Annotated in this window: 22 protein-coding genes; 12 read left to right on the top strand and 10 right to left on the bottom strand. The window is 62.9% G+C overall.

Annotated features, from left to right (window positions below; all coding sequences use genetic code 11):
- Nucleotides 1-159: 159 nt before the first annotated feature.
- On the top strand, nt 160-1080 hold the full coding sequence (locus HBN54_RS14920) for an arginase family protein (protein WP_168674022.1): 921 nt from the start codon (nt 160-162) through the stop codon (nt 1078-1080).
- A gap of 68 nt (nt 1081-1148) precedes the next feature.
- Here HBN54_RS14920 and HBN54_RS14915 read toward each other — a convergent pair whose 3' ends face one another.
- The 4 genes from HBN54_RS14915 to HBN54_RS14900 all read right to left on the bottom strand — a co-directional run bounded on the left by HBN54_RS14915 (nt 1149) and on the right by HBN54_RS14900 (nt 4661).
- Nucleotides 1149-2165: an MBL fold metallo-hydrolase gene (locus HBN54_RS14915; protein ID WP_168674021.1), complete on the bottom strand. Its 1017-nt coding sequence runs from the start codon at nt 2163-2165 to the stop codon at nt 1149-1151.
- A gap of 60 nt (nt 2166-2225) precedes the next feature.
- Nucleotides 2226-3602, bottom strand: coding sequence for a serine hydrolase (locus HBN54_RS14910; RefSeq protein ID WP_168674020.1), 1377 nt, complete (start codon nt 3600-3602; stop codon nt 2226-2228).
- Nucleotides 3603-3672: 70 nt separating this feature from the next.
- Nucleotides 3673-3909: a helix-turn-helix domain-containing protein gene (locus tag HBN54_RS14905; RefSeq protein WP_168674019.1), complete on the bottom strand. Its 237-nt coding sequence runs from the start codon at nt 3907-3909 to the stop codon at nt 3673-3675.
- A 35-nt stretch (nt 3910-3944) separates the two neighbouring features.
- On the bottom strand, nt 3945-4661 hold the full coding sequence (locus HBN54_RS14900; RefSeq protein ID WP_210428073.1) for a DUF2975 domain-containing protein: 717 nt from the start codon (nt 4659-4661) through the stop codon (nt 3945-3947).
- Between the two features lie 220 nt (nt 4662-4881).
- Here HBN54_RS14900 and HBN54_RS14895 point away from each other — a divergent pair, with 220 nt between their 5' ends.
- A complete protein-coding gene (locus HBN54_RS14895) occupies nt 4882-5697 on the top strand; it encodes a DUF4097 family beta strand repeat-containing protein (RefSeq protein ID WP_168674017.1) in 816 nt (271 codons plus the stop codon).
- A gap of 152 nt (nt 5698-5849) precedes the next feature.
- Here the strand turns inward: HBN54_RS14895 and HBN54_RS14890 are convergent, their stop codons facing one another.
- Both HBN54_RS14890 and HBN54_RS14885 read right to left on the bottom strand, forming a co-directional pair.
- Nucleotides 5850-6122 (bottom strand): hypothetical protein, encoded by a 273-nt coding sequence (locus HBN54_RS14890; protein WP_168674016.1) that lies wholly within the window; start codon nt 6120-6122, stop codon nt 5850-5852.
- Between the two features lie 42 nt (nt 6123-6164).
- Nucleotides 6165-7217 carry an alkane 1-monooxygenase gene (locus HBN54_RS14885; RefSeq protein WP_168674015.1) on the bottom strand — a complete coding sequence of 351 codons (1053 nt, stop codon included), beginning with the start codon at nt 7215-7217 and terminating at the stop codon, nt 6165-6167.
- Nucleotides 7218-7397: 180 nt separating this feature from the next.
- Here HBN54_RS14885 and hutU point away from each other — a divergent pair, with 180 nt between their 5' ends.
- From hutU to HBN54_RS14860, 5 genes are all read left to right on the top strand, one after another.
- A complete protein-coding gene (gene hutU, locus HBN54_RS14880; protein WP_210428072.1) occupies nt 7398-9170 on the top strand; it encodes a urocanate hydratase in 1773 nt (590 codons plus the stop codon).
- Nucleotides 9171-9383: 213 nt separating this feature from the next.
- Nucleotides 9384-9596: a hypothetical protein gene (locus tag HBN54_RS14875; protein WP_168674014.1), complete on the top strand. Its 213-nt coding sequence runs from the start codon at nt 9384-9386 to the stop codon at nt 9594-9596.
- On the top strand, nt 9578-9979 hold the full coding sequence (locus HBN54_RS14870; protein WP_168674013.1) for a type II toxin-antitoxin system VapC family toxin: 402 nt from the start codon (nt 9578-9580) through the stop codon (nt 9977-9979). Before HBN54_RS14875 ends, HBN54_RS14870 begins: the two co-directional genes overlap by 19 nt.
- A gap of 53 nt (nt 9980-10032) precedes the next feature.
- Nucleotides 10033-10803, top strand: coding sequence for an NADPH-dependent F420 reductase (locus HBN54_RS14865; protein ID WP_382214519.1), 771 nt, complete (start codon nt 10033-10035; stop codon nt 10801-10803).
- Between the two features lie 521 nt (nt 10804-11324).
- Complete coding sequence (locus tag HBN54_RS14860; protein ID WP_168674011.1) at nt 11325-11981, top strand: hypothetical protein; 657 nt, start codon at nt 11325-11327, stop codon at nt 11979-11981.
- 103 nt (nt 11982-12084) lie between these two features.
- Here the strand turns inward: HBN54_RS14860 and HBN54_RS14855 are convergent, their stop codons facing one another.
- Nucleotides 12085-13194 (bottom strand): mechanosensitive ion channel family protein, encoded by a 1110-nt coding sequence (locus tag HBN54_RS14855; protein ID WP_168674010.1) that lies wholly within the window; start codon nt 13192-13194, stop codon nt 12085-12087.
- Between the two features lie 330 nt (nt 13195-13524).
- Between HBN54_RS14855 and HBN54_RS14850 the strand changes: the two genes are divergently transcribed.
- Nucleotides 13525-14466, top strand: a complete 942-nt coding sequence (locus HBN54_RS14850) for a phosphatase PAP2 family protein (RefSeq protein ID WP_168674009.1) — start codon at nt 13525-13527, stop codon at nt 14464-14466.
- Between the two features lie 337 nt (nt 14467-14803).
- A complete protein-coding gene (locus HBN54_RS14845; RefSeq protein ID WP_168674008.1) occupies nt 14804-17443 on the top strand; it encodes an MGH1-like glycoside hydrolase domain-containing protein in 2640 nt (879 codons plus the stop codon).
- Between the two features lie 402 nt (nt 17444-17845).
- Here HBN54_RS14845 and HBN54_RS14840 read toward each other — a convergent pair whose 3' ends face one another.
- The gene (locus tag HBN54_RS14840; protein WP_168674007.1) at nt 17846-19126 is read right to left on the bottom strand and encodes a zinc dependent phospholipase C family protein; all 1281 of its coding nucleotides are present in this window, start codon (nt 19124-19126) and stop codon (nt 17846-17848) included.
- 169 nt (nt 19127-19295) lie between these two features.
- Between HBN54_RS14840 and HBN54_RS14835 the strand changes: the two genes are divergently transcribed.
- Both HBN54_RS14835 and HBN54_RS14830 read left to right on the top strand, forming a co-directional pair.
- Nucleotides 19296-20492: a DUF1624 domain-containing protein gene (locus HBN54_RS14835; protein ID WP_168674006.1), complete on the top strand. Its 1197-nt coding sequence runs from the start codon at nt 19296-19298 to the stop codon at nt 20490-20492.
- 191 nt (nt 20493-20683) lie between these two features.
- Complete coding sequence (locus HBN54_RS14830; protein WP_168674005.1) at nt 20684-21514, top strand: phosphatase PAP2 family protein; 831 nt, start codon at nt 20684-20686, stop codon at nt 21512-21514.
- A gap of 34 nt (nt 21515-21548) precedes the next feature.
- Here the strand turns inward: HBN54_RS14830 and pncA are convergent, their stop codons facing one another.
- A complete protein-coding gene (gene pncA, locus HBN54_RS14825) occupies nt 21549-22169 on the bottom strand; it encodes a bifunctional nicotinamidase/pyrazinamidase (protein ID WP_168674004.1) in 621 nt (206 codons plus the stop codon).
- A gap of 227 nt (nt 22170-22396) precedes the next feature.
- Between pncA and HBN54_RS14820 the strand changes: the two genes are divergently transcribed.
- A complete protein-coding gene (locus tag HBN54_RS14820; protein ID WP_168674003.1) occupies nt 22397-23269 on the top strand; it encodes an SDR family oxidoreductase in 873 nt (290 codons plus the stop codon).
- 54 nt (nt 23270-23323) lie between these two features.
- On the opposite strand, the gene HBN54_RS14815 is transcribed toward HBN54_RS14820, so the two are convergent.
- A complete protein-coding gene (locus tag HBN54_RS14815) occupies nt 23324-23863 on the bottom strand; it encodes a GNAT family N-acetyltransferase (protein WP_168674002.1) in 540 nt (179 codons plus the stop codon).
- Nucleotides 23864-23966 lie beyond the last annotated feature (103 nt).

Here is a 23966-nt window from a genome sequence, read left to right as displayed (position 1 = left end):
AGGATGTACCGGGTAGCACGGTAATGGTTATTCCGGCGCTGGAGGAATCTGGGCGAAATAATCTGTTCCTTACCTAAACCCGGCGCAACGGCTCGCCATTGGACAACAAGCGAAACAATACGGGCCTCCCATTCGGGCGTCTCTGCTACTTTTGGCCCCATGCCTACCTTCCTCCGCGACCTTATTCGCCCCGCCGCCGAACTGCCCGAAGCCGACGTGTGCCTCGTGGGCCTGCCCCTCGATTTCGGTACGGTGCTGGAAGGCGGGCGGGCCGGTGCGGCTGGTGCGCCCGCCGCCATTCGACGCGAGCTGCGCCGCTACCACAAAACTTATAATCTGGAGCACGATATAAGCCTTGATAATCTGCGTATTGCCGATGCCGGCAACCTCGACCTGCGCCACCCCGACCACGTTCAGAACCACGCCCGCATTCGGGAGCGGCTGGGCCAGCTGCTGCGCCAGTATCCGCGCGTGGTGGTGCTGGGTGGCTCGCACGATGGCACCTACTCCACGGTGCGCGGCCTGTTTGATGCCAATGAGGGGCGGCCGGTGGGCGGCATCAACTTCGATGCCCATGCCGATGTGAAGGACAAGCCCGAAATCAGCAGCGGCACGCCGTTTGGGCGGCTGCTGCGCGAAGGGTTTTTATCGGGTGAGCGGTTCACTGAAATCGGCCTGCATTCCAACCTGAATACCCGGGAAGATATTGCGTTTCTGCACCAGCAGCAGGCCCATATTGTGCCGCTGGCCCATGTGCAAGAGGCTGGCATGGAACTGTATGCCAGCCGCGCCCTGGCCCGCGCCACTGCCGCCGGGCCCGCCTTCGTGAGCTTCGATATTGATGGCTGCGCCGAGGCCTTTGCCCCGGCCGTATCGGCCCCGAGCGCCGACGGCTTCACCCCCCGCCAAGCAGTAGAAGCCGCGTTTCTGGCGGGCCAAAAGGAAGCGGTCCGGCTGTTCGAAATCGTCGAGCTAAACCCGCTCTACGACCGCGACAACCAGACCGCCCGCTTAGCCGCCACCATCATCACCGCCTATCTGACAGGAGTGGCGATGGGAAAGTTAAGAGTTAAGGGTTAGGAGTTAAGAGTTGATAGTTAGGAGTTGCAAATGAGCTTTCCTAACTATCAACTCCTAACTCTTAACTATCAACTCCCCACCCCGCTCCGGTAGAGTGGCGGGGGAGTTGGCGGCTGGTGCTTGCCGGATTTTTTGGCTGCTTTGTAGGCCTTTTTGTAAGCTTTCGACTTCTTGATTTTGCGCCGGCCGCCGGTGAGCAGCCACGCCGCTCCGGCTGCCAACAGGCTCCCGCCAATGATGGCGGCCTGGATGGGCAGCTTGTCCTTTGGGGCGGGTGGGAGGTGTTCTACGCCGCTGGAATCGGTGCGGGCGGGCTCGTGCACGTAGCGGCCGTGGGCGGGCACGGGGTAATTATCGGCTAGCTGGTGCAGGCCGGCGGCTGCTTCTGAACCGATGATAACCGGGCCGTGGCCGCAGCCAATGGCCCTGGGCTCCAGCGCGGCCAGGGTTTGAACCGAGGTGCGGGCCGCCTCCCAGTCGTAGTTGAACGGCGTGCCGGCCCGGCTGATTTTGGGAATGCCGAGCAGTACGGCCGGTATCGAGTCGTGGTGCGTGGTGGCGAAGGCATCGGCCCCAATCAGCACGCGGTCGGCTTCGCGGAAGAAGGCCAGCTGGCCGGGGGCGTGGCCGGGCACGTGCAGCCACTGCCAGGCCATGAGGTGGGGTGTGCTGGGGTCGTCGGCGTCGAGGGCCTGCACCCGGTTGCCGAGGTTGGGGAGCTGCGTGGGGAAGAAGCGGCTCATGAAGGCCAGCGAGCCGCCCACGGTGGGGTCGCGGGGCGGGTAGAGGGCCTGGCCGGTCACGTAGGGCAGCTCCAGCGGATGCACGATGATAGGCACATTCCAGTGGTCGGCCAGCTCTTTGGCGGCACCCATATGGTCGAGGTGGCCGTGGGTGAGGATGATGGCCTCGGGGTGGGAGCCCGGGTAGAACAGCTTATCAGCGGCGGCGAGAATGGGTTTCTTGCTGCCGGGCAGGCCGGTATCAATCAGCACCCACTCGCCGGGGGTGCCGGTTTCGACGAAGTAAACATTGACGAAGCGCTGAATGCGCAGCTGCGTGACGCCGGCGGCTAGGGTATCCATAGGGCAGGAAAAGGGTTGGTGGAACAAATCTGTACGCAGATTTGGCCGGCGAGATGCTCTTTATTCCACTTTGGCCCCCGGCGAATCCTGCCCGCCCTGGTGCAGAATCAGCTTTTCGACCGTCCCGCTGGCATTTTTCACGAATTCAACTTCGGCCGGTACGCCTTGTACCGTGAAGCGGGTGGGGGCCGTGGCCACCAGCACAAACGGCTGCTGCCCGGTGGCCTGGGCCGAGAGCTGGCTGCCTTCGGCCTTCACGGTAATAAAAAACGTGGGCGACAGCTGGTATTTACCCACGTAGGGCGCTACCGTGGCGGCGTCCACGGCGATGGGTTTGGGGGCCGGGGGCACCGGTTTGGGGCCGGTGGTGGGGCGGTGGTAGAGGACGCGCAACAGGTCCAGGCTCACTTCCTGCACGGCGGGGCCACCCTCATTATCAAGCACTACCACCAGGTTGTGGTCTTTGGGCGTGCGCAGCAGGTAGGTGCCAAAGCCGTTGACGTGGCCGCTGTGGCCCAGCAGCGTCACCGTGTCCGGGCCGATTACGGCCTTTGAATTGGTCCAGGCGTAGGCGTAGTTGTTTTTGTAGGCTTTGAACATCAGGGCTTTGCCGGCTTCGGACAGCAACTGTTTGGTGTACAGGGCCTTGTCCCACTTATAGAGGTCGAGCACGGTGGAGTAGAGCGAGCCAGCCGCGTAGGGCACTGCCATATCGATGTAGGAAGTATTGTAAACGCCGGTTGGGGTGTGGTCGTAGCCGCTGGCGCGCCTGGGCAGGATGATATCGGACTGGTCGTAGCCGGTGTCCTGCATGTGCAGCGGCTGCAGGATATTTTCAGTGAGCACCTGGGCGTAGGGCTTGCCCGCTACTTTCTCAATAATGGCCCCGAGCAGGAAATAGCCGGAATTACTGTACCGAAATGCCGTGCCCGGCTCAAAATCGAGCGGTAGCCCGGCAAACGTGCGGACGAAAGCTGCCGGTGTAGTAGGCAGAATGCTAATGGCCTCAAAACCAGGCTGGGCCGTGTAGTTCGGGATGCCCGAGGTGTGGGTGAGCAGGTGGTGCAGCGTGATTTTGTCGCCGGTAGCTTTGGGGTAATCGGGCAGGTAGGTGCTAATGGGGGCATCGAGCCGGAGCTGGCCTTTTTCCACCAGCTGCATCACCAGCATTGAGGTAAACTGCTTGGTGAGCGAGCCCAGCCGGAACTTGGTATCGGCGGCGTTGGGCTGGTTCCACTCGCGGTTGGCCAGGCCGTAGCCTTTGGCAAACACCACTTTGCCGTGCTCGGCCACCAGCACTGTGCCGTTGAACTGGCCGGCTTTGGCATATTGCGTGGCCAGCGCATCGAGCTGTTTGGAAACGTTCTGGGCCTGAGTGGCCGGCACCTGGAGCAGCAGCGAAGCCGCGAGAAACGAGCAGAAAAAAGGGGTTTTCATGGAAGGAGGCGGAAATTAGGTGAATGGAGAAATTATGGCACAGCAGCAGTCTGGCGGCGAATTCCTGGCATTAGCCGTCATCGGAGTGGGCGATGGGGCCGTTGCCGGGCACGTATTCCAGCAGGTCGCCGGGCTGGCAGTCCAGGGCCTGGCAAATGGCCTCGAGGGTGGAGAAGCGCATGGCCTTGGCCTTGTCGCTTTTGAGAATGGAGAGGTTGGCCAGGGTGATGTCGACGGCGGCGGCCAGGGCGCTGAGCGACATTTTGCGCCGGGCCAGCATAACGTCGAGGCGGACGATGATGGGCATGGTAATCAGGGGTTAGTAAGAAAATAACAGCGGCCTCAGACCGTGAATTCGGCGTCTTCGGCCAGCTCCACGCCGCGCTGATAGCCGGCGGCTACAATCAGCAGCATCAGCCCAATGAGCCAGTTAGCCACCAGCGAAGCGCCGAAGGGCGACACCGGTTGCAGGCCCGCCAGCCCGGCCGGAGCCACGGCGGCCAGCTGCCGCGTCAGCCACCAGGTCAGGGTCCAGTGGTACACGTCGCAGCCAATCAGCAGCAGGCCCAGCCCGCGCAGTCGGCGCACGTTGGCCGGCGTGAAGGGCACTCCCGGCCGGATATCGCTCAGAATCCGGTACACCAGCAGGCAAAAGAGCATGGTCGCCAGCACGTAAGGCACCGACTGCGGGCGCGAGGAAATGAGGCGCAGCGCCAGGCGGGCTACCGGGTTGGCTTCGCGGTACACCAGCAGGCCCGCGCTGCCCCAGGGCACAAACTGGGTGGGCTGCCCGGCCGCCACGGCCTGCTCGGCGGCACTGGGCTCGCGCGACACGCTTCGCAGCTGGGCAAAGCGCGGGTCGAATTGCCGCACGCTCACGCTCACCGCTTCGCCGGGCTGGGGATGAATGAACAGAATGTCGGCCAGGTAAAACATCAGGGCCAGCGCGCCGGCGATGCTCAACAACAGGAAGGCGTAGCGCAGGAGCTTGAGCAGGAAAATGGTGGAGCGGGTCATTGCCGTAAGAATGGGGCTGTGGTTGGTGGAAGAGTGAGGCAAAGGAATAAGATATTTATCGAATAACAATAAATAATATCTGTTTAAAGGAAAATTATTTTTGCTTATCAATCTAATGTTCCCTTTGGATAGCATCCTCGAAACCACGCCCCTAAAAAAAAATGCAGCGCCGCGTAACGAATCAGCTCCAGCCCGGTAACCCTCCCATGTCTACTCCCGGCATCTGCTCATTCCAATTCCCAAACCTTTAACCCCTTGCCCCATGAAAACCCTGCTTTCCACGCTGGCCCTGCTGGCTGCCGCCCTCAGCACCCAGGCCCAGACGGCCCCCGAGCCCACCTTCAAAACCACCTGCGACAACCATAGCTCCTGGAGCAACGGCAAGGCCCTGAAGCAGTTCTGCGAAACCCGCGACCTGACCATGGCCGCCCCCGCCGGCCAGCCCCTCACCGTGAGCGCCGACCCCAACGGCGGCATCACCGTGCACGGCTGGGACGGGCCCAATGTCCGCATCCGCGCCAAAATCCAAACCTGGTCGAATACCGAAGCCGAGGCTGCCGCCCGGGCCCGCCGCCTGGTTGTGAGCGCCAGCAACAACAGCGTGCGCACCACCGACCCCGAAAAGGAAAACAACTGGAGCGTGAGTTATGAAATCTTCGTGCCCCGCACGACTGCGCTGGCCCTCAATACGGTGAATGGCGGCATCAGCCTCGATAACCTTCAGGCGGCCATCACCTTCGAAACCACCAACGGTGGTGTGAACCTTGCCAATCTGGGCGGCCACGTAAAGGGCGAAACCACCAACGGCGGCGTCAACATCACGCTCAGCGGCAGCAAATGGGAGGGCAAGGGCCTCGACGTGGCCACCACCAACGGCGGCATTCACTGGAAACTGCCCCGGACGTACTCGGCCCAGCTCTTCACCAGTACCAACATGGGGGGCATCCGCACCAGCCTGCCGGTCACAAAATCGGGCATGTTTCACAAGGAAGTGATGGCCAGCCTGGGCCAGGGCGGGGCCACCGTGAAGGCCGTGACCACGAACGGCGGTATTGATGTGAGCCAGGAACGGGATTAGTCGCGGCCGGTTGACCCGTAAAAACCAGAACGTCATGCCGAGCGAAGCCGAGGCATCTTGCATGTGGTAGTAACTCAATTGAATGGGATTACTGGTGCAAGCAAGATGCCTCGGCTCCGCTCGGCATGACGTTCTTTCTTTGTTCTACTGCATCAGCAGCCGCAGCTGAAATCCGGATAATCCGCGTACAGCGGCGCGGGGGTATCATCGAGCCGGATAATGTGGTCGAGCCGGATTTCCTCGCCCGATTTCAGCTGCATAAACTCCACTTTGTCGCGCACGAAAAACGTGTGAATCACACCCGAGCCCAGGCAGAGCTGGCGCAGGTCGTTGAAGTATTGCAAATCGACGCGGCGGCGCTGGGTGGCGGCGGCTTCGAGCAGGTCGTAGAAATGGCAGTCGATGGGCGTGTAGTCGGGGCTCATGGGGGTAGGAACAATTCTGGGTTGAAGGTGACCGGGCGCGGGTCAGGTTGCGGCCGCGACGCGCGGGTTCATCACCCGAAACCAGAGCGGCGGCACGGTTGCCAGCAGCATCATGCCGGGGTAGCCGGTGGGCATTTGGGGGGCGGCGGGCTGGTGGCGCAGGCTGTGGTAGGGGCGGGCGGCCTGGTAATGGTGGTCGGAGTGGCGGGTGAGCTCATAGAGCAGGATGCGGCCCAGCGCGTGCTCCGAGTTCCAGGAATGGTGGGGCTGCACCCGCTCGTAGGTGCCGGGGGCGGTTTGGCGGCGCAGCAGGCCGTAGTGCTCCACGTAGTTCACCAGCTGAAACAGCACGTAGCCCACGGCGGCGGCCGCCAGCCAGGCCAGCAGGCCCGCCGGCCCCACCCAGGCCAGCACCAGCGCGGCCAGTCCCGCCTGCGCTGCCAGCAGCTGCAGCAGCTCGTTGTGGCCCGACCACGGCGACTGCCCCAGGCGGTGCAGGCGCGTGGCTTCCAGGGCCCAGGCCGAGCGCAGCTCGCCGGCCACGGCGCGGGGCAGAAAGCGCCAGAATCCCTCGTGCAGGCGGGCCGTGGCGGGGTCGTGCGGCGTGGCCACGTGGCGGTGGTGGCCACGGTTGTGCTCGATGAAAAAGTGCGGGTACCAGCTGCTCAGCAGCAGCGCCTGCGCCAGCCGCTGCTCCCAACTGCGGCTGCGGTGGCCCAGCTCGTGCGCCACATTGATGCCCAGCGCCCCGCAGCAGATGCCCACGCTGCACACCGCGCCGGCCGTTTCGACCGCCGAAAAGTCGCGGTGGGCCAGCGAGTAGAGAAAGTAGGCCAGCAAGGCAAATTGCAGCGGCACATTGAAGTAGAGCAGGCCGTCGAATAAGGGATGGCGGCGAGCCTCGGAGGCGGCGGACACCCCGGCGGGTATCAGGGCCCGGTTGGGCGGCCGCAGCCATTCGAGTAGCGGTATCAGCCCAAACGCATAGGCCAGGGTGAGCCAGGTCGCGGCTCCGCCCAGCGCCAGGCCCACTGCGGCCGTGAGGGGCAGGCTGTAGGCCACCAGGTAGCGCAAGTCGCGGTAGGTGAAGGACATGAGGCCGGGGCCGGGCGGGGAGAGTACTACCGCCACAAGCGCCCCGTGAAGGTACGGGCTGGCAGGGGCTTGCGTGCTGGTCGGGCTGCGTGCCAGGGCGCAGCCTCGCAGCGACCCTGCCGGGTACGACCACGGTACATTTTCCTATCTTCGCCGCCCACCCAAACTGCTTCCCACCCGATGATGCCCACAACCACGCCCGAGCTTAACCTCGAAGCCAATTCCCTCTCCACGCCCACCGGCGCCGCCCCGCAGAAGACGGCCAGCCAGCGCCCGATGTTCTACGAGTTCAAGCCCGAAGAAACCGTGAAAGCGGCCCACGGCACCACCCTGCGCTGCAAAACCTGGGAAGCCGAAGCCGCCCTGCGGATGCTGGAAAACAACTTGGACCCCGCCGTGAGCCTCGTCTATGATGAGCTGATTGTGTACGGTGGTGCCGGCCGCGCCGCCCGCAACTGGAAGGAGTATCAGGTTATCGTGAAAACCCTGAAGGAGCTGGAGGCCGACGAAACCATGCTGGTGCAGTCGGGCAAGGCCGTGGGCGTGCTCAAAACCTGGCTCCACGCGCCCCGCGTCCTCATCGCCAACAGCAACATCGTGCCCGCCTGGAGTACCCAGGAATACTTCGACGAGCTGGACCGCATGGGCCTGATGATGTACGGCCAGATGACGGCCGGCTCCTGGATTTACATTGCCACCCAGGGCATTTTGCAGGGCACGTATGAAACGTTTGCCGCGATGGCCGACCAGCATTTCGGCGGCACGTTGCGCGGCACCATTACCGTCACGGCGGGCCTGGGCGGCATGAGCGGCGCGCAGCCCCTGGCCGTAACTATGAACGACGGCGTGTGCCTCGTCATCGAGCCGATTGATGAGCGGGTGAAGCAGAAGATGCGCGAAGGCTATGTGGATGAGCAGGCCCGCAACCTCACCCACGCCCTCGAAGTCTGCGAGCAGGCCAAAGCCGCCGGCAAAGCCTGGGCCGTGGGCCTCACCGGCAACGCGGCCACCGTGCTGCCGCAGCTGCTGGCGTTAGGCTTCAACGCCGAAATCGTGACCGACCAGACCTCGGCCCACGACCTGATGGACTATATCCCCGAAGGCGACATAACCGAAGTGCTGGCCCTGCGTGCTGCCAATCCCGAGGCGTTTAAAAAGCAGGCATTGGCATCCATTGTGAAGCACGTTGAAGCCATCTTGGAGATGCAGCGGCACGGCACTATTGCCGTGGACTACGGCAACAACCTGCGCGGCCAGGCCGAAAAAGGCGGCCTCACGGTGCGGGATTCAACCGGCCAGTTCCTGTACCCCGGCTTCGTGCCCGCTTATATCCGCCCATTATTTTGCGAGGGCAAGGGGCCGTTCCGCTGGGCGGCCCTCAGCGGCGACCCGGCCGACATTCTGCGAATCGACCGCGCCCTGCTCGAAACCTTCCCCGACAACAAGCTGCTGGCCCGCTGGATTGAAAAGGCCCAGGCCAAAGTCCCGTTCATCGGCCTGCCGGCCCGCGTGTGCTGGCTGGGCTACGGCGAGCGCGAGCAGTTCGGCTTGGTGATAAACGACCTCGTGGCGCGGGGCGAAGTCTCGGCCCCCATCGTCATCGGCCGCGACCACCTCGACTGCGGCTCGGTGGCCTCGCCCAACCGCGAAACCGAAGGCATGAAGGACGGCTCCGACGCCGTGGCCGACTGGCCCCTGCTCAACGCCCTGGCCAACTGCGCCAGCGGCGCCGATTGGGTGAGCCTGCACAACGGCGGCGGCGTGGGCATCGGCAACTCCACCCACTCCGGCATGGTGATAGTAGCCACCGGCACCCCCGAAAAAGCCGAGCGCCTGAAACGGGTATTAACCACCGACCCCGGCATGGGCATCTTCCGCCACGCCGATGCCGGCTACGAGCTGGCCCAGGACGTGGCGCGGGAGCGCGGCGCGAAGATTCCGGGGCTGAAGTAGGTTAGGATAGAGTCAATAAGAAGCACGTCATGCTCATCTCGCGTCCGCGCAGTCGAAGCATCCCTACCGCATTAGTAATCAATGCAAAGCCAACGAAGCGGTAGAGATGCTTCGGCAAGCTCAGCATGACGTTTCTTTTTCATAATCCTGCGCAATGCTTCCGTCGCTGCGGTTGTTGCCTGCGTATCTTTAGAACACTTAATAATACTCGCCATGGCTCCCATCCTCATTGAACCACTTAGCGAAAAGGCCTACGAGCTGCTCCAGCAGTTGGAGGCTTTGAATATTCTGCGGGTTGTGAAGCCGGTTGCCGAAGCCCCGGCACCAGTCCCGCGCAAATGGGCTGGCAGCATACCTGCTACCTCCGCCGAGGCTTGGGACAAACATTTACAGGAAATTCGGGGCGAATGGGAACGAGATATTTAGCTGATACCAATACCATTATTGATTTGGTAATTGGCCGACTACCAGTGGCTGGTATCGTCTGGCTCGAACAGCAGCTGAGGGAGCAAACCGTGGCTATTTCTGTCATCACACGCATAGAGTTGCTGACAAAGACCGAACCCGCATCTGAATACGCCACGATGCAGGCTTTTGTACAAAGTGTTACAGTACTACCCCTCTATGAGTCCACCATCCAGCATACAATTCGCTTGCGCCAGCAGCACCGCGTGAAGCTGCCCGATGCCATCATTGCCGCCACGGCCCTCGCCCATGGCCTTACGCTCATCACCCGCAACGTCAGCGACTTCAGGGCGCTGGCCGGTTTAGTCGTTCTCAATTTGCACGATGCCGCGCCGCTGCCGTAGGGTAGTATTGCCCGCCGAAAAAAAGCAACTGGCCGCCGTAGCTGTTAAGCTACTTGCGGCAGCGCATCGCCGCCGCGCAAACCCTAAACTTTCCCACTATGAACATTGGAATCATCGGCGCCGGTCACATCGGCAGCGCGCTTGCCGTGCGGCTCACCAGCCTCGGCCATTCGGTAAAAATTGCTAACTCCCGCGGCCCCGAAACGCTGAAGGACGTGGCCCAAAAAACGGGCGCTACCCCCGTTACGGCCCGGGAAGCGGCCCAGCACGGCGACATCATCGTGGTAACAATTCCGCTGAAAAACATTCCCGACCTGCCCAAAGACCTGTTCGAGGGCGTGGCCGCCGACGTGCCCGTTATCGACACGAGCAACTACTACCCGATGCTGCGCGACGGCCACATGCCCGAGCTGGAAACTGGCGACCTCACCGAAAGCGAGTGGGTGCAGCAGCACCTGGGCCGCCCGGTGGTGAAGGTATTCAACAACATCTACGCCGACCACCTCGAAAACAAGGGGCAGGCCGCCGGCACGCCCGGTCGCATTTCGCTACCCGTGGCCGGCGACGATGCCGCCGCCAAGCAGAAAGTAATGGCCCTGGTTGATGAGCTGGGCTTCGACGCCGTGGACGACGGCACCCTGCACGAGTCGTGGCGGCAGCAGCCCGGCACCCTTTCGTACGGGGCCGACCTGCCCGCCGACAAGCTGCGCGAGCACTTCGCCAGCCTGGGCACCAAGCGTACCGAGGCCCAGCACGCCGAGTACCTGGCCAACCACGCCAAGGCGGAACAGCAAATGGCCGACCAGGGCATCCAGCTGAAGTAGCCTGCTGCTGCCGGATAGTAAACGGCCGAAAACCGGCTGAATAAAATGCCCCGCGAAGCGCAGTCAAAACCCACGAGAGGGTTTGGCGGTGGTTCGCGGGGCATTTTTGTTTCCCGTGATATTGGGAAGATGCTACCAAGCGTCGCTGAGAAGCATTTTTTTCTATTTCGGTTAGCCTTTTGGTAGCTACCCGCGAAACGGAGTCGCTTGCATCGCACGTAGCTGGATGAGTAAGGTCGTTTTGGCCTCAACAAGGCCCGTGATATATCGGCCCCAATCCAAACTGCGTATGCAGCGTAGCCCCGCTAGGAAAAGGGGGCAATACCCGAAATGCTATGAGCTATCTGAAAAACGCTGAAATCAATTTGCCGCGGTTCGGCTCGGCGGCAGGACAGGGGGGGCGCACTGCACAGCAGTATAAGGTGGCCGCAAGCCGCTGGGCGCTGGTTTACGGGCTGTTGCTAGGCCTTGGTGGGTTGGCCTCCTGTTCCGATGACCCGCCCCGCCGCGCAAACTCTGAAATGACGGTGGACGCTCCGCCGGCCGCTGGTAGCGAAAATCCGTCAACGAGGGCAGCTAACGATGCCCCCGCTGAAGAGCCCGCCGGCCCGCTGCCAGATGATGGCCGCAAATACCAGGTAATCGTAGAAACGGCTTACTTTTTCGACCAGCCCGTGCAGTCGACTCCCAGCGGCCGCTACTTGCGCCGGGGCGACACTTTTTATGGGCAGGGCGAAAGCAATGGCTTTGTAAAAGCCGGGTTCGTGCAACCAAATGGTGCCAGCGGCATGGCCTGGCTGAAGGCGCAGGGCCTGCGCAAGCTTCCGGCTGGCCCCGCCGGGCGCACCGCGAAAGCAACTGCTACGGCCCGCCCGGCAACGCGCCCGCCTGAAGCCCGCCCCAAGGTTACTGACGAACCTGACGGAACCGAAAGCGCCACTACGGGCCAGCCCAACGCAGCGGCAAGCAGCGGTTCGACCGCAAAAGTTGAAGTCGACCGGGCTTACTTTTATAACTCACCCGACCTCGACCAGCCCCGCAAGGCCTTCTGCCAGCGCGGTGATAAGGTGCGCGTGCTGGCTTCGAGCGGGGATGCCGTGCAAGTCACCTTCACCAACTGGGAAAAAGTGACCACCACCGGCTGGATGCGCAAAGATGCCTTGCGCTTTAGCCGCTAAAAGGCTGTATGGATTAGCTGGAACTGTAACCGGAATACCCCTAATTTTCAATTCGTTCCGTTTGTACTTTTCTGAACAGCTGCTTCTAAGAAACTGGTTTCAGTCAGGTGGTTTCGATACTGGCTGGCCCGAACCCCAGGCGGTTTGGCACGGGGGCGGCTACTTCGGCCCGCACGCGGGGCAGGCTGCCGGGGTAGTCGCGTTGCAGGAAGGCCACCAGCTGCTCCCGGATGTCGCAGCGCAGGTCCCAAGCGTCGCTGCCGTTGCGGGCGCTCACCAGGGCGCGCAGCTCCAGGGTGGTTTCCTTCGAGTCGGTGACGTGGAGCTTGCACACGCGACCATCCCAAAGCGGGTGGTGGGCGGTGATGCGCTCCAGCTCGGCGCGCACCGCGCCCACCGGCACCGAGTAGTCGGCGTGGATAAATACCGAGCCCAGAAGCTCGGCGTTGCTACGCGTCCAGTTCTGGAAAGGCTTCTCTATGAAGTAGTTGAGCGGCAGCACCAACCGGCGCTGGTCCCAGATATTTAGCACCACGTAGGTGAACGTGATTTCCTCCACGCGGCCCCATTCGCCCTCCACCACCAGCACATCATCGATGCGAATGGGCTGGGTGAAGGCAATCTGGAAGCCCGCCAGCAGGTTGCTGATGGAGCGCTGGGCCGCAAAACCCACAATCACACTGGCAATACCGGCCGACGTGAGCAGGCCCGTGCCCAGGCGTCGCACCGTTTCGAAGCTCATCAGCACCAGGCCCACCCCGATGAAGGCAATGAGCGAAACGGCAATTTTTTTGATGAACTGCAGCTGCGTGAACAGCTTGCGTACCCGCAGATTGTCGCTGCCGCTGAGCTGGTAATACTGCTGCACGAGGTCCTGCACCACGTCGAGGGTGCGGATGAGGCCCCAGGCGAAGGAGAGAATAAGGGTGAACTCCACCACGCGGCGCAGCACCTCAAAGGGCTTGGGCGGCAGCGGCACCAGCGGCAGCAGCAGGGAAATGGCCAGCACCGGAAAAAACCAGCTGCTGACGGAGCTCAGGTTGCTGCTCACGGAGCGGGCCAGGGCCGAGTCCTCGCGCCGGTTGTAGGCCCGTAGCAGGGCAAAAACCACGACCCGGGCCACCAGGCCGGCCGCCAGGCCGCCCAGCAACACGGCCAGCGTGGTCAGAATATCAGGAAAGTTTGAGAAGATTGGGGCGAATTTTTCGGTCATAACCAACGGCGGAGCAGCCCGGCGGGCCGCTTCAACATGAGCAAGGTGTACCCTCGTTTAGCCGGAAAGGTTCGTTGGCTTCGGTGCCTGCCCCGGGGGCGTGCAGCGGGCCGTTTGCAAAACGGAACGCCTGTTTATGGGCTAACCCGAAGCTCTGCCGGCGCGGTGCTCCGGTTTGCTTATGGCTGCTGGGGTAACGCCGCAACTATTCCAGGTGCGCCATCAGCCGCTGCCGCAACCGGCCGGGGTAAGCTGCTGAACGACTACCCAGCCCCACTGGCCACGTACCTTGCGGCTACCGGTTGGGTAACTGGTTGATTTCACCGCCTCATGAAGCTTCGTCCTACGCTGTTCCTCGTCGGGGCGCTACTGCTGGGCTGCCGGCCACCCGCCCGGGCCCAGCAGGCCCCTTCGCCCTACACCACCCGCTTCGCCGTGGAGGCGCCCATCACGGCGGGGCTGCTGGGGCTGAGCGCCGCCGGCCTGCTGCTGGTGCAGCACAAGCGCACCGCCACCGAGGCCGACCTGGCCGCTCTGGACCGGGCCAATATCCCCGCCATCGACCGGTTTTCGGCTGGCCGGTTCAGCAACCGGGCCCAGGTCGTGAGCGACGGCTTTTGCTACGGCACCCTGGCGCTGGTGCCCGCGCTGCTGGCCTTCCAGCCCAACGTGCACGGGCGCTACGGGCAGGTGGCCGGCCTCTACCTCGAAACCATGAGCAGTACGGCCGCCTTGTTCACGCTCACGGTGGGGACCGTGTACCGCTACCGGCCCTACCTCTACGGCCCCGAGGGGGGCGAGCTGCGCCACGGCCCGGTGGCCACCGATGCGTTTTTTGGCGGCCACACGGCCCACACGGCCACGGCCACGTTCTTCGCGGCCCAGGTTTTTCACGATTTCAACCCTGGCTCCCCGGCTCAGCCCTACGTGTGGGGCGTGGCCGCTGCCGTGCCCGCCGTGGTGGCCTTCTACCGCATCCGGGCCGGCAAGCACTTCCTCACCGATAATCTGGTGGGCTACGCCGTGGGAGCCACCGTGGGCGTGATGGTGCCGCGCCTGCACCGCAACGACACGGTTTTCGACCCCGCTCTCGTGCCGCCCCAGCGCTTTCGCGATTCGGCGGTGGGCGTAGGGGTGGGGGCGGCTGCTGGTTTGGTGGCCCTGCATTTCTATAAAAAGCTGCACGGCACGGGGGTGTCAATGGTGCCGATGCAGGGGCTGAATCTGAACGGCTACGCGTATGGTGGCGTGCGCTTTGCACGGGCGCTGTAGCGTAAGCTTTGTGCATCCCCGACCAAAACCAAACGGGCGTTGGCCCCTTGCTGGCGCGAGTTTAGCGCAGCGTAACTCGTGCCCGGTTTTGAGTGGAGGTTGTACCTCCACTGCCGCGCCAGCGGCAAGGCGGAGCTGCGCCAGATGGGTCGTTCTATGGGAGGCACAGCCTCCCCCGTAAGGCCGGGCACGAGTTAGGCTGCGCTAAACTCGCGCCAGCAAGGGGCCAGCAAGGGCGCTAAATTTGCGCTACATAGCCGCCGGGTTGCTTAATGCCGTAAGCCCAACTTCCCCTTTACCCCGCCAGCGCCGCGTTTTTCGCGCTGGCCTCCATAATATGCAAGAACAAATACGACTCGCTGAAGCCCGCGAAAAAACCACCGACTGGAAACAATTTGGCCCCTATCTCACCGAGCGTCAGTGGGGTACCGTGCGCGAAGACTACTCGGCCAACGGCGATGCCTGGAACTACATTACCCACGACATGGCCCGCGCCTACGCCTACCGCTGGGGCGAGGAAGGCCTCGGCGGCATCAGCGACGATGAGCAGCGGCTGTGCTTCGGCATCGGCCTCTGGAACGGGGCCGATAACCAGCTCAAGGAGCGCCTCTTCGGCCTCACCAACGGCCAGGGCAACCACGGCGAGGACGTGAAGGAGCACTACTACTACCTCGATAGCACCCCCACGCACTCCTATATGCGGATGCTCTACAAGTACCCGCAGGCCGCTTTTCCTTACGATGAATTGCGGGATGAAAATGCCCGACGCACCCGCCAGGAACCCGAATTTGAGCTGCTCGATACCGGTGTTTTTGCCGAAAGCCGCTACTTTGATGTGTTCATTGAGTATGCAAAAGCGGGCCCGCAGGACCTGCTCATCCAGCTCACCATCCACAACCGGGGCCCCGAGGCTGCGCCGCTCACGGTGCTGCCGCAGCTCTGGTTTCGCAATACCTGGACGCTGGGCTACGACGACCACCGCCCCGAAATCCGGCGCACCCAGGCCGCGGCTATGGAAGCCGAGCACCGCGACCTGGGCCGGTACCAGCTGTATTGCGACCGGGCCGAGGAGTTGCTCTTCTGCGAAAACGAAACCAGCCCCACGCTCTTCGGTAAAAAGCGCAAAAAGAAAAATAAGGCCCACCGCTACTTCAAAGACGGCATCAACGAATACATCGTGCAGGGCCAGGCCACGGCCGTAAACCCCGCCGAAACCGGTACCAAGGCCGCCGCCCGCTACCAGTTCAACATTCCGGCCGGCGAAGCCCGGGTGCTGCGCCTGCGCCTCAGCCAGCCCACGCACGAAGCCCCGTTTGCCGATTTCGACCAGCTTTTCGTCACCCGCCGCGCCGAGGCCGACGAGTTCTACGACTGCATTCAGGAGGGCCTCAGCAACCCTGATGCCCGCAACGTGCAGCGCCAGGCCTTCGCCGGCATGCTCTGGAGCAAGCAGTATTATTACTACGATGTGAGCCAGTGGCTCGACGGTGACCCCGGCCGTCCCACGCCGCCCGCCCAGCGCCTCACGGGCCGCAACGCGGCCTGGCGGCACCTGCACAATGCCGACATCATCTCGATGCCCGACAAGTGGGAATACCCGTGGTACGCGGCCTGGGACCTGGCCTTTCACTGCCTGCCGCTGGCCATGGTGGATACTGATTTTGCCAAGCAGCAGCTCCGCCTGCTGTGCCAGGATGGCTACCTGCACCCCAATGGCCAGATGCCGGCCTATGAATGGCATTTCAGCGACGTGAACGCGCCCGTGCATGCCTGGGCCACCTGGCGCGTGTACCAGATGGACCGCAAGCTGCACGACGGCCAGGGCGATACCGAATTCCTCGAAGCCGTGTTCCAGAAGCTGGTGATGACCTTCACCTGGTGGGTGAACCGCAAGGACCGCGACGAGCGCAACATCTTCGAGGGCGGCTTCCTGGGCATGGATAATATTGGGGTGTTCGACCGCAGCTCGCCGCTGCCCACGGGCGGCAAAATTGAGCAGAGCGACGGCACCAGCTGGATGGCCATGTTCGCCCTCAACCTCATGCGCATGGCCCTGGAGCTGGCCCGCACCACGCCCGTGTATCAGGAAATGGCCAGCAAGTTCTTCGAGCATTTTCTCTATATCGCCGAGGCCATGACGCGCGGCGGCGGCGGCCATTTCAACCTCTGGGACGAGGAGGACCAGTTCTATTACGACGTCCTCCACGCCCCCGACGACTCGCGCACCCGCCTGCGCATCCGCTCCATGGTGGGCCTCATCCCGCTGTTTGCCGTGGAAGTGATTGACGATGAGCTGCTGGCCACCGTGCCCGAGTTCCATGCCCGTGCCCTGGCCCTCATCCAGCGCCGCCCGCGCCTGGCCGAGCTGGTGAGCCGCTGGCAGGAGCCCGGCCAGGGCGCGCGCCACCTCATGGGCCTGCTGCGCCGCAGCCGCCTGCGCAGTGTACTCACCCGCATGCTCGACGAAACCGAATTTCTCTCCGAGTTCGGCATCCGCTCGCTCTCGCGCTACCACCTCGACAACCCCTACTACTACCACATGGGCGAGGCCGACAGCTTCTCCGTTTCCTACGTGGCGGGCGAGGCCGAGTCGGATATGTTCGGCGGCAACTCCAACTGGCGTGGGCCGGTGTGGTTTCCGGTCAACTACCTGATTATCGAGTCATTGCAGCGCTATCATAGCTACTACGGCGATGCCTTCACCATTGAGTACCCCACCGGCTCGGGCCAGTTGCACACGCTGGCGCAGGTAGCCGATGCGCTTTCGGCCCGCCTCGCCCGCCTGTTTCTCAAAGATGAAAATGGCCGCCGCCCCGCGCTGGGCGAAACCGAAATTCACCAGACCGACCCGCACTTTCGCGACAACCTGCTCTTCCACGAATACTTCCACGGCGACGACGGCCACGGCCTCGGCGCCAGCCACCAAACCGGCTGGACCGGCCTGGTCGTGCGCCTGCTGGAAAAGGCGGGCGGGTAGCTCGGGGAAGGCTGAGAGCCTATCCAAATAGGCGCGAAAAAGCACGTCATGCAGAGCAGAGCGAAGCATCTTTACCGCGCAATGCAATCAATACTATTGCGGTAAAGATGCTTTGCCCCCCTGTTTATACGTTTATGTATTAAATTGTTATGCGAAACGCAACTGCAGTAGCTCTCCTGCAGCAGTAGGTAGTCAAGCATAAGTACCCGCATGCTCCGGTCCGACCGCCCTAGGCGGTCGGACCGGTTGAAGTACCCCCGATTTCGTCCTCACGACAACCGGTCAGACCGCCTAGGGCGGTCGGACCGGAGCATACGAGAACCTCGGAACAGGTACTTGAATAATTGCTTATGCAGCAGAGATACTTCTGCTGCGCGGACGCCAGATTCGTCTCTGATTGTTCTACTGCGGCAAGGCCCGCAGCGCCGCCAATGCCTCCTCCGTTTCCGGCCGTTTCTTCTCCACTTCGCGCTCGGTTTTGGCGTCGCCGTGCTCGGTTTCCCGGGCCGGGGTGGGAATGCCCTTGGCGTAGTAGGCCAGCAGGGCCTGGCGCAGGGCGGGGGTGAGGTGCTCGAATTTACGCTTGTGCAGCTCGCGCAACAGCTCGTTGTAGGTTTGGTCGGCCAGGGCATAGGTGGCGGGGCGGGTGGGTTTGCCGGTGTCGAGGTTGGTGTCGGGCAGGGGCCGGGTGCGGGCGGTGTCGGCGGGCTGCTCGCGCACCAGCTCGGCGAAGCGCACCAGCACCGCCCGGTAGCTGGCGCGGAACTTCTTCTCGCCCGCCGCATCGGGCAGCTTGAAGGCATAGGTTTTCAGCGGGCCGATTTTGGGCAGCAGGTTGATGAAGAAGGCCATTACCCGCGCCCCAAAGCCGGGCCGCTCGTACCCATCACCAAATTCCTTGCGGAACGCCCGGGGGCTGGCTTTATAGCGATAGTCGCGCCGTCGGGCCTGGGGGCTCATCTTCCTGATTTCCTTGCGCTGGCTGTGCCAGGCGGCGCGGGCCGTGGCCGGCAGCAGCTGGTTCACGGCGAAGCGGAAGGTGGCAATGCTCACGTCCACGTTCAGAATTACCTGCCCCAGCTCCAGCCCGTAGGTTTGCTGAAAAGCGCGCTCCAGCACCGGCTTGCTCACCCGGAAACCAATGTATTTGTGGTACTCCTGGCTGCGGTAGCGCCCGGCCGCCACCTGCACCACATCGAACGAAAACTCCAGCTCGGTGTGGCGCTTGGTGGCCTGCTCGTAGGTGATGACCGGCCCGAACTGCGCCCGCAAATCGGGGTACACGGTGGGCATAATCTGGTTGGTGCCCTCGGGGTGGCCCACATTGTCGGCGGCGTAGTGGGCCAGCGCGCCCAGGGCGTAGGCATACTCGTTGCGGTTGTGGGCCTGGCCCAGCAGATTGCGCACAAAGTCGCCGGCCCGCACGTAGTGCATCAGGTTGGTGAAGAGCGTGGAGCCCAGCGGGTAATAGCCCATGTCCTGCAAAATGGAGCCGCCGTAGGCGTAGCTTTTTGCTTCTTCGAGTTGCTCGGTGGTGGCCCCGGGGTAGTGGTGGCGCAGCAGCGGCACCAGGCTTTTTTCCCAGGTCGAGTCGATGACGGCCTGATGGGTGAGCACGGAATAGGCGGCGGCCGGGGCCAAAGGTAAGGCTAGCAGCAGCAGGAGGAGTAAGCGAAACATCATAAGAAAGTTGGCGCAGAGCAAGCGCATGCGTGGCAACGGGAAAAGCCCAACAGTCGTTGCGCGGGCCGGGCCGGGCTGCCCACCACTACCTCGCGGTATGAAAGGCAATCAGCTCGGGTGAAATCGAGGCAAATGGCGCTACCTTACCTGCCCTTCAATACGTTCGCCTATGTCCGCCGCTGCTACTTATCCCCATCGCATGGCCGGCCGGGCCACCACGCCCCGTGTGCACGCCATTGATGTGGTGCGCGGCCTGGCCATGGTCATTATGGCCCTCGACCACATCCGCGAGTTCTGGAGCCCCATGGCCGTGCGGGCCGAAGACGTGGCCCACGCCTCGGTGCTGCTGTTTTTTACGCGCTGGGTTACGCACTTCTGCGCGCCCACCTTCGTGTTTCTGGCCGGCACCAGCGTGTTTTTGTATCAGCAGAAGCAGGCCGGCAAGGGCGCGGTAAGCCGGTTTCTGCTCACGCGCGGGCTGTGGCTGGTAGTGCTGGAAATTGTAGTAATCAACTTCCTGCTGCAATGGGGGGCTTTCGATTTGATTCTGCTGCAGGTAATCTGGGCCATTGGCTGGGGGCTGGTGGTGCTGGCGGGTCTTATCTGGCTGCCGCGAGGGGTAGTGGCGGCGCTGGCCCTGCTGGTGATTGCCGGGCACAACGCGTTGCCCAATATTCAGCCCGTAACGGCGGCCACGCTGCTGCCAGCGCTGGTTTATGACAGCCCGTTTCTTTACCAGCTCACGCCCCGCCTGCCGGTGCTGGCCGCCTACACCATGCTGCCGTGGGTGGCGGTATTGGTGGCCGGGTATGCCATTGGGCCCTGGTTTCTGGTCCCGTTGCCCGCGCGCAAACGCCTTTTGCGGCTGGCCGGCGCGGGCGCGCTGCTGCTCTTCGTGCTGCTCCGGCTCAGCAACTGGTACGGCGACCCGCAGCCCTGGTCGGTGCAGCCGCGCGGCCCGCTCTACACCGCGCTGTCGTTCATCAACGTGACCAAATATCCGCCGTCGCTGCTATTTCTCAGCCTCACGCTGGGCACGGCGCTGCTGCTGCTCTCGGTGGCCGAACCCGCGCCCGGTTGGCTGCGCCGATGGCTAAGCACCTTCGGCAAAGTGCCCATGTTCTACTACCTGATGCACCTGGTCCTTATCAGTGGGGGCGCGCTGCTCTGGACGTGGGCAAAGTTCGGCCAGCCCTATAACCTGTCGTTTGCTCCGCCCGGCGTCCCACAGCCCGCCTCGTATCAGCCCAGCTTGCTGCGGGCCTACGTGGTGTGGGCCGTGGTGGTGCTGGCCCTCTACTGGCCCTGCCGCTGGTACCAAGGCTACAAGCAGCGGCATAGCCACTGGTGGCTGTCGTACCTGTAAGGCAAGAAATGGTAACGGGAAAAGCTGCCCGGCCGTTGCTTGGCGGTGGCCGGCCCACGGTTTGGTGAGGTGCCCGGGCAGCAGGCGGCTGGAGCTCCCCAGCGTTTCGGCGCAGTCGCTGTCAGGCGCCACCGGGAGGAAACCCGGGACGCAGAATTTCGTTCTGGGCCACATTACCTATTTGTTTTTCTATGAAATTTCTCTCCGCGCTCGCCCTTGTGGGCTCCCTGCTCGCCGGTGCCGCCCCCGCTGCCCAGGCCCAGCATTCTGCTTCGCCTTACCACACCCGCTTCGCCGTCGATGGCCCCATCATTCTGGGTCTGGGGGCGGCCAGCGCTTTCGGCCTCTACCGCGTGCAGCAGAAAAGCGGCCTGAGTGATGCCCAGCTGGGCGCGCTCAACAAGAATGACATTCCAAAAATCGACCGTTTCTCGGCTGGCTGGTACAGCGACCGCGCCCAAACCGCCAGCGACTTGCTCTGCTACCCCACGCTGGCCATTGCACCCGCTCTGCTGGCCCTCAACGACAACGTGCGCGGCCACTACGGCCAGGTAATAGGCCTGTACATCGAGACTATGCTGGCCACCGATGCCCTGTTTACCACCTCGGTAGGCAATATCTACCGCTACCGGCCCTATCTCTACGGCACCGAGGGGGGCGGTGGGCGCTCGGGCAAAATCGCCACCAATTCCTTCTTCGCCGGGCACACCGGCCACACGGCTACGGCCACCTTCTTCGCCGCCAAAGTCATGCACGATTTCAACCCCGGCTACGCCGGCGAGCCCTTCGTGTGGGGCGCGGCGGCCGTGGTGCCGGCCGCCGTGGCTTACTTCCGCATCGAAGCCGGCAAGCACTTCCTCACCGATAACCTCGTGGGCTACGCCGTGGGCGCGACCATGGGCGTGGTAGTACCACAGCTGCACAAAGTGGCCGGCCGCCGCGGCCTGTCGTTGATGCCCTTGCAGGGGCTGAACGTCAACGGCTATGCCTATTCGGGCATGCTGCTGAGCAAGCGGCTGTAGCTTGACGTACTGCTCGCCGCATAGCAGAGGTTATTTAAACCGCGTCTGATAGCAGGGCCGGGCTCGCCGTAAGGCAAGCCCCTTTGGCTTGCAAATCGGCCTGCGCCGCCGCCCAGCCCTCGGCCGAGATAGCGCGGGTCGCATCGGTGACAACGGTAGTGGCGAAGCCGGCGGCTAAGGCATCGAGGGCCGAGTAGTACACGCAGTAGTCGGCGGCCAGGCCGGCCACAAAAACCTCGGTCACGCCCCGGCCGCGCAGGTAGTCGGCCAGGCCGGTGCTTTTGCGGTGGCCGTTGTCGAAAAACGCGCTGTAGCTGTCAATCTCCGGGTTCATGCCCTTGCGGAAAATGGCTTCGATGCGTTCCGTCTGCAGCGCGGGAGCCAGGGCCGCGCCGTCGCTGGCCTGGGTGCAATGGTCGGGCCAGAGCATCTGGGGCAGGCCGTGCAGGTCAATCTGCTCGAACTGGCTGCGGCCGGCGTGGCTGCTGGCGAAGCTCTCGTGGCCGGCTGGGTGCCAGTCCTGGGTTGCTACCACGAGGTCGAATTGCGCTTGCAACGCATTCGCCAGCGGTATAATGGCGTCGCCCTCGGGCACGGCCAGCCGGCCGCCGGGCAGGAAATCGTTTTGAATATCGATGAGCAGGAGGACTTTCATGGGTAGGGGAGATGGGCAATACGGTTTGAATAGGGAAGGGCACAAAAGAACGTCATGCCGAGCGCGGCCGAGGCATCCCGCTCGGGGTTATTTGGGGTTGTTCAACGACTCACGCGAGATGCCTCGGCTGCGCTCGGCATGACGTTCTTTTTGATTGCGACCGGAAATAAACCAAGCATTCTGGCCGGAGTTACGTTTACCCCAGTACAAACCTACGCTCATCCCTCATGCCCGACCTTCAAAATCAGATAATCCTCGTCACCGGAGCTACGTCCGGTATCGGCAAAGTCACGGCTACCGAGCTGGCCAAAATGGGTGCTCACGTCATCATTCTGGCCCGCAGCGCCGAAAAAGCGGCCGATACCCAACAGGAAATCAAAGCCGCCGCCGGCCACGACCATGTCGACATCCTGCTCGCCGACCTCGCCGACCTCGAACAGGTGCGCCGCGCCGCCGCCGAGTTCAACGCCCGCTACCCGCGCCTCGACGTGCTGGTGAATAATGCCGGGCTGATTTTCGGGGCTGAGCGCCAGCTCTCGCCCGATGGCAACGAGCTGGGCGTGGCCACCAACCACCTCGGCCCGTTCCTGCTCACGGCCCTGCTGTTTGATAAGCTAAAGGCCAGCCCCGCCGCCCGCGTGGTCAACGTAGCCTCCGAAGCCTATCGCATTGCCCGGCCGGATTTGGCTGATTTTCAGTCGGCCAGCGGCTACGGCGGCTTGCGCGTGTACGCCAATACCAAGCTCTACAACATCATGTTCACGCAGGAGCTGGCCCGCCGCCTGCGCACCCACGGCATCGCCAACGTTACCACCAACGTGCTGCACCCCGGCGTGGTGGCCAGTGGCTTCGGCAATAGCTCGGGCGGGCTGATGGGCTTCCTCACGCAGCTGGGCCGCCCCTTCATGATTTCGGTGGAGAAAGGGGCCGAAACCAGCATTTTTCTGGCCTCTGCGCCCGAGGTGGCAACCGTCAGCGGCGGCTATTTCGACAAGAAAAAGGCCGAGCCCGTGAAAAGCTCCTTCAATACACCCGAAAACGCCCAGCGACTCTGGGCGCTGAGCGAGGTGCTCACGGGGGTGGAATTTCCTGTGCGGTAAGCTTTAGCTTGCCGTGCTGGCAAGGGCTGGCTTCGTTTCACGGCAAGCTAAAGCTTACCGCACTTGCAGCGCCCGCCACTCATCCTCCAGCATGCCCATTTCGATGAGCGTCCAATAGCCGTCGCCGTGGCGCACTACGTCGCGCATGCGGCCCTCCTCCTGGAAGCCGCACTTGAGGTAGCAGTTGATGGCCGCGTGGTTGAAATCGTAGACGCCCAGGCTGATGCGGTGCAATTTCAGGTCCTCGAACCCGAGGTGCAGCATGGCCTTCACCATGGCCTGGCAAATACCCCGGCGGCGCTCGGTGGTGTTGCCCACCAGCACGCGGGTGATGCGCCCGGCCCGGTCGCGCTCGCTGATGCCGCCCAGCGAGATGTGCCCGACGGTGACGCCGGTTTTAGAATCCACCGCTTTGTAGATGAATACGTTGGGGTCGTTCACATCATTGGAGCCTTCAATGTACCAGCTCAGGCCGGCTTCGGTGAGCGGGAAGGAGAACATCGAGCCGCTCCACTCTTTCATCAGCCGCTCGTCGTCGACCCATTCCATGAGCTGAGCGAAATCGTCGGACCTGAAGGGTTCCAGTATAATCATATAAAAAAGGGGCGGGGCCGAGGCGATAAGCCCGGCAATAAGCCCGCAAGATAAGGCCCCGCCGAGATGCTTTGCTAACCAACCGGGCGGCTGGCTTGTTAGC

This window comes from Hymenobacter artigasi (assembly GCF_012275535.1).
Taxonomy (GTDB): domain Bacteria; phylum Bacteroidota; class Bacteroidia; order Cytophagales; family Hymenobacteraceae; genus Hymenobacter; species Hymenobacter artigasi.
The sequence above is the reverse complement of the archived record's forward strand: the minus strand, read 5'-3'. Positions and strand labels throughout refer to the sequence as shown.

Excerpts from the sequence above, each read along its gene's own strand:
- HBN54_RS14890 (WP_168674016.1), bottom strand. The coding sequence starts at position 6,122 with ATGAGCCCCGACTACACGCCCATCGACTGCCATTTCTACGACCTGCTC.
- HBN54_RS14885 (WP_168674015.1), bottom strand. The coding sequence starts at position 7,217 with ATGTCCTTCACCTACCGCGACTTGCGCTACCTGGTGGCCTACAGCCTG.
- HBN54_RS14850 (WP_168674009.1), top strand. The coding sequence starts at position 13,525 with ATGAAGCTTCGTCCTACGCTGTTCCTCGTCGGGGCGCTACTGCTGGGC.
- HBN54_RS14840 (WP_168674007.1), bottom strand. The coding sequence starts at position 19,126 with ATGATGTTTCGCTTACTCCTCCTGCTGCTGCTAGCCTTACCTTTGGCC.
- HBN54_RS14860 (WP_168674011.1), top strand. The coding sequence starts at position 11,325 with ATGACGGTGGACGCTCCGCCGGCCGCTGGTAGCGAAAATCCGTCAACG.
- HBN54_RS14815 (WP_168674002.1), bottom strand. The coding sequence starts at position 23,863 with ATGATTATACTGGAACCCTTCAGGTCCGACGATTTCGCTCAGCTCATG.
- HBN54_RS14915 (WP_168674021.1), bottom strand. The coding sequence starts at position 2,165 with ATGGATACCCTAGCCGCCGGCGTCACGCAGCTGCGCATTCAGCGCTTC.
- HBN54_RS14835 (WP_168674006.1), top strand. The coding sequence starts at position 19,296 with ATGTCCGCCGCTGCTACTTATCCCCATCGCATGGCCGGCCGGGCCACC.
- HBN54_RS14820 (WP_168674003.1), top strand. The coding sequence starts at position 22,397 with ATGCCCGACCTTCAAAATCAGATAATCCTCGTCACCGGAGCTACGTCC.
- hutU (WP_210428072.1), top strand. The coding sequence starts at position 7,398 with ATGATGCCCACAACCACGCCCGAGCTTAACCTCGAAGCCAATTCCCTC.
- HBN54_RS14845 (WP_168674008.1), top strand. The coding sequence starts at position 14,804 with ATGCAAGAACAAATACGACTCGCTGAAGCCCGCGAAAAAACCACCGAC.
- HBN54_RS14895 (WP_168674017.1), top strand. The coding sequence starts at position 4,882 with ATGAAAACCCTGCTTTCCACGCTGGCCCTGCTGGCTGCCGCCCTCAGC.
- HBN54_RS14920 (WP_168674022.1), top strand. The coding sequence starts at position 160 with ATGCCTACCTTCCTCCGCGACCTTATTCGCCCCGCCGCCGAACTGCCC.
- HBN54_RS14870 (WP_168674013.1), top strand. The coding sequence starts at position 9,578 with ATGGGAACGAGATATTTAGCTGATACCAATACCATTATTGATTTGGTA.
- HBN54_RS14905 (WP_168674019.1), bottom strand. The coding sequence starts at position 3,909 with ATGCCCATCATCGTCCGCCTCGACGTTATGCTGGCCCGGCGCAAAATG.
- HBN54_RS14910 (WP_168674020.1), bottom strand. The coding sequence starts at position 3,602 with ATGAAAACCCCTTTTTTCTGCTCGTTTCTCGCGGCTTCGCTGCTGCTC.
- HBN54_RS14875 (WP_168674014.1), top strand. The coding sequence starts at position 9,384 with ATGGCTCCCATCCTCATTGAACCACTTAGCGAAAAGGCCTACGAGCTG.
- HBN54_RS14855 (WP_168674010.1), bottom strand. The coding sequence starts at position 13,194 with ATGACCGAAAAATTCGCCCCAATCTTCTCAAACTTTCCTGATATTCTG.
- HBN54_RS14830 (WP_168674005.1), top strand. The coding sequence starts at position 20,684 with ATGAAATTTCTCTCCGCGCTCGCCCTTGTGGGCTCCCTGCTCGCCGGT.
- pncA (WP_168674004.1), bottom strand. The coding sequence starts at position 22,169 with ATGAAAGTCCTCCTGCTCATCGATATTCAAAACGATTTCCTGCCCGGC.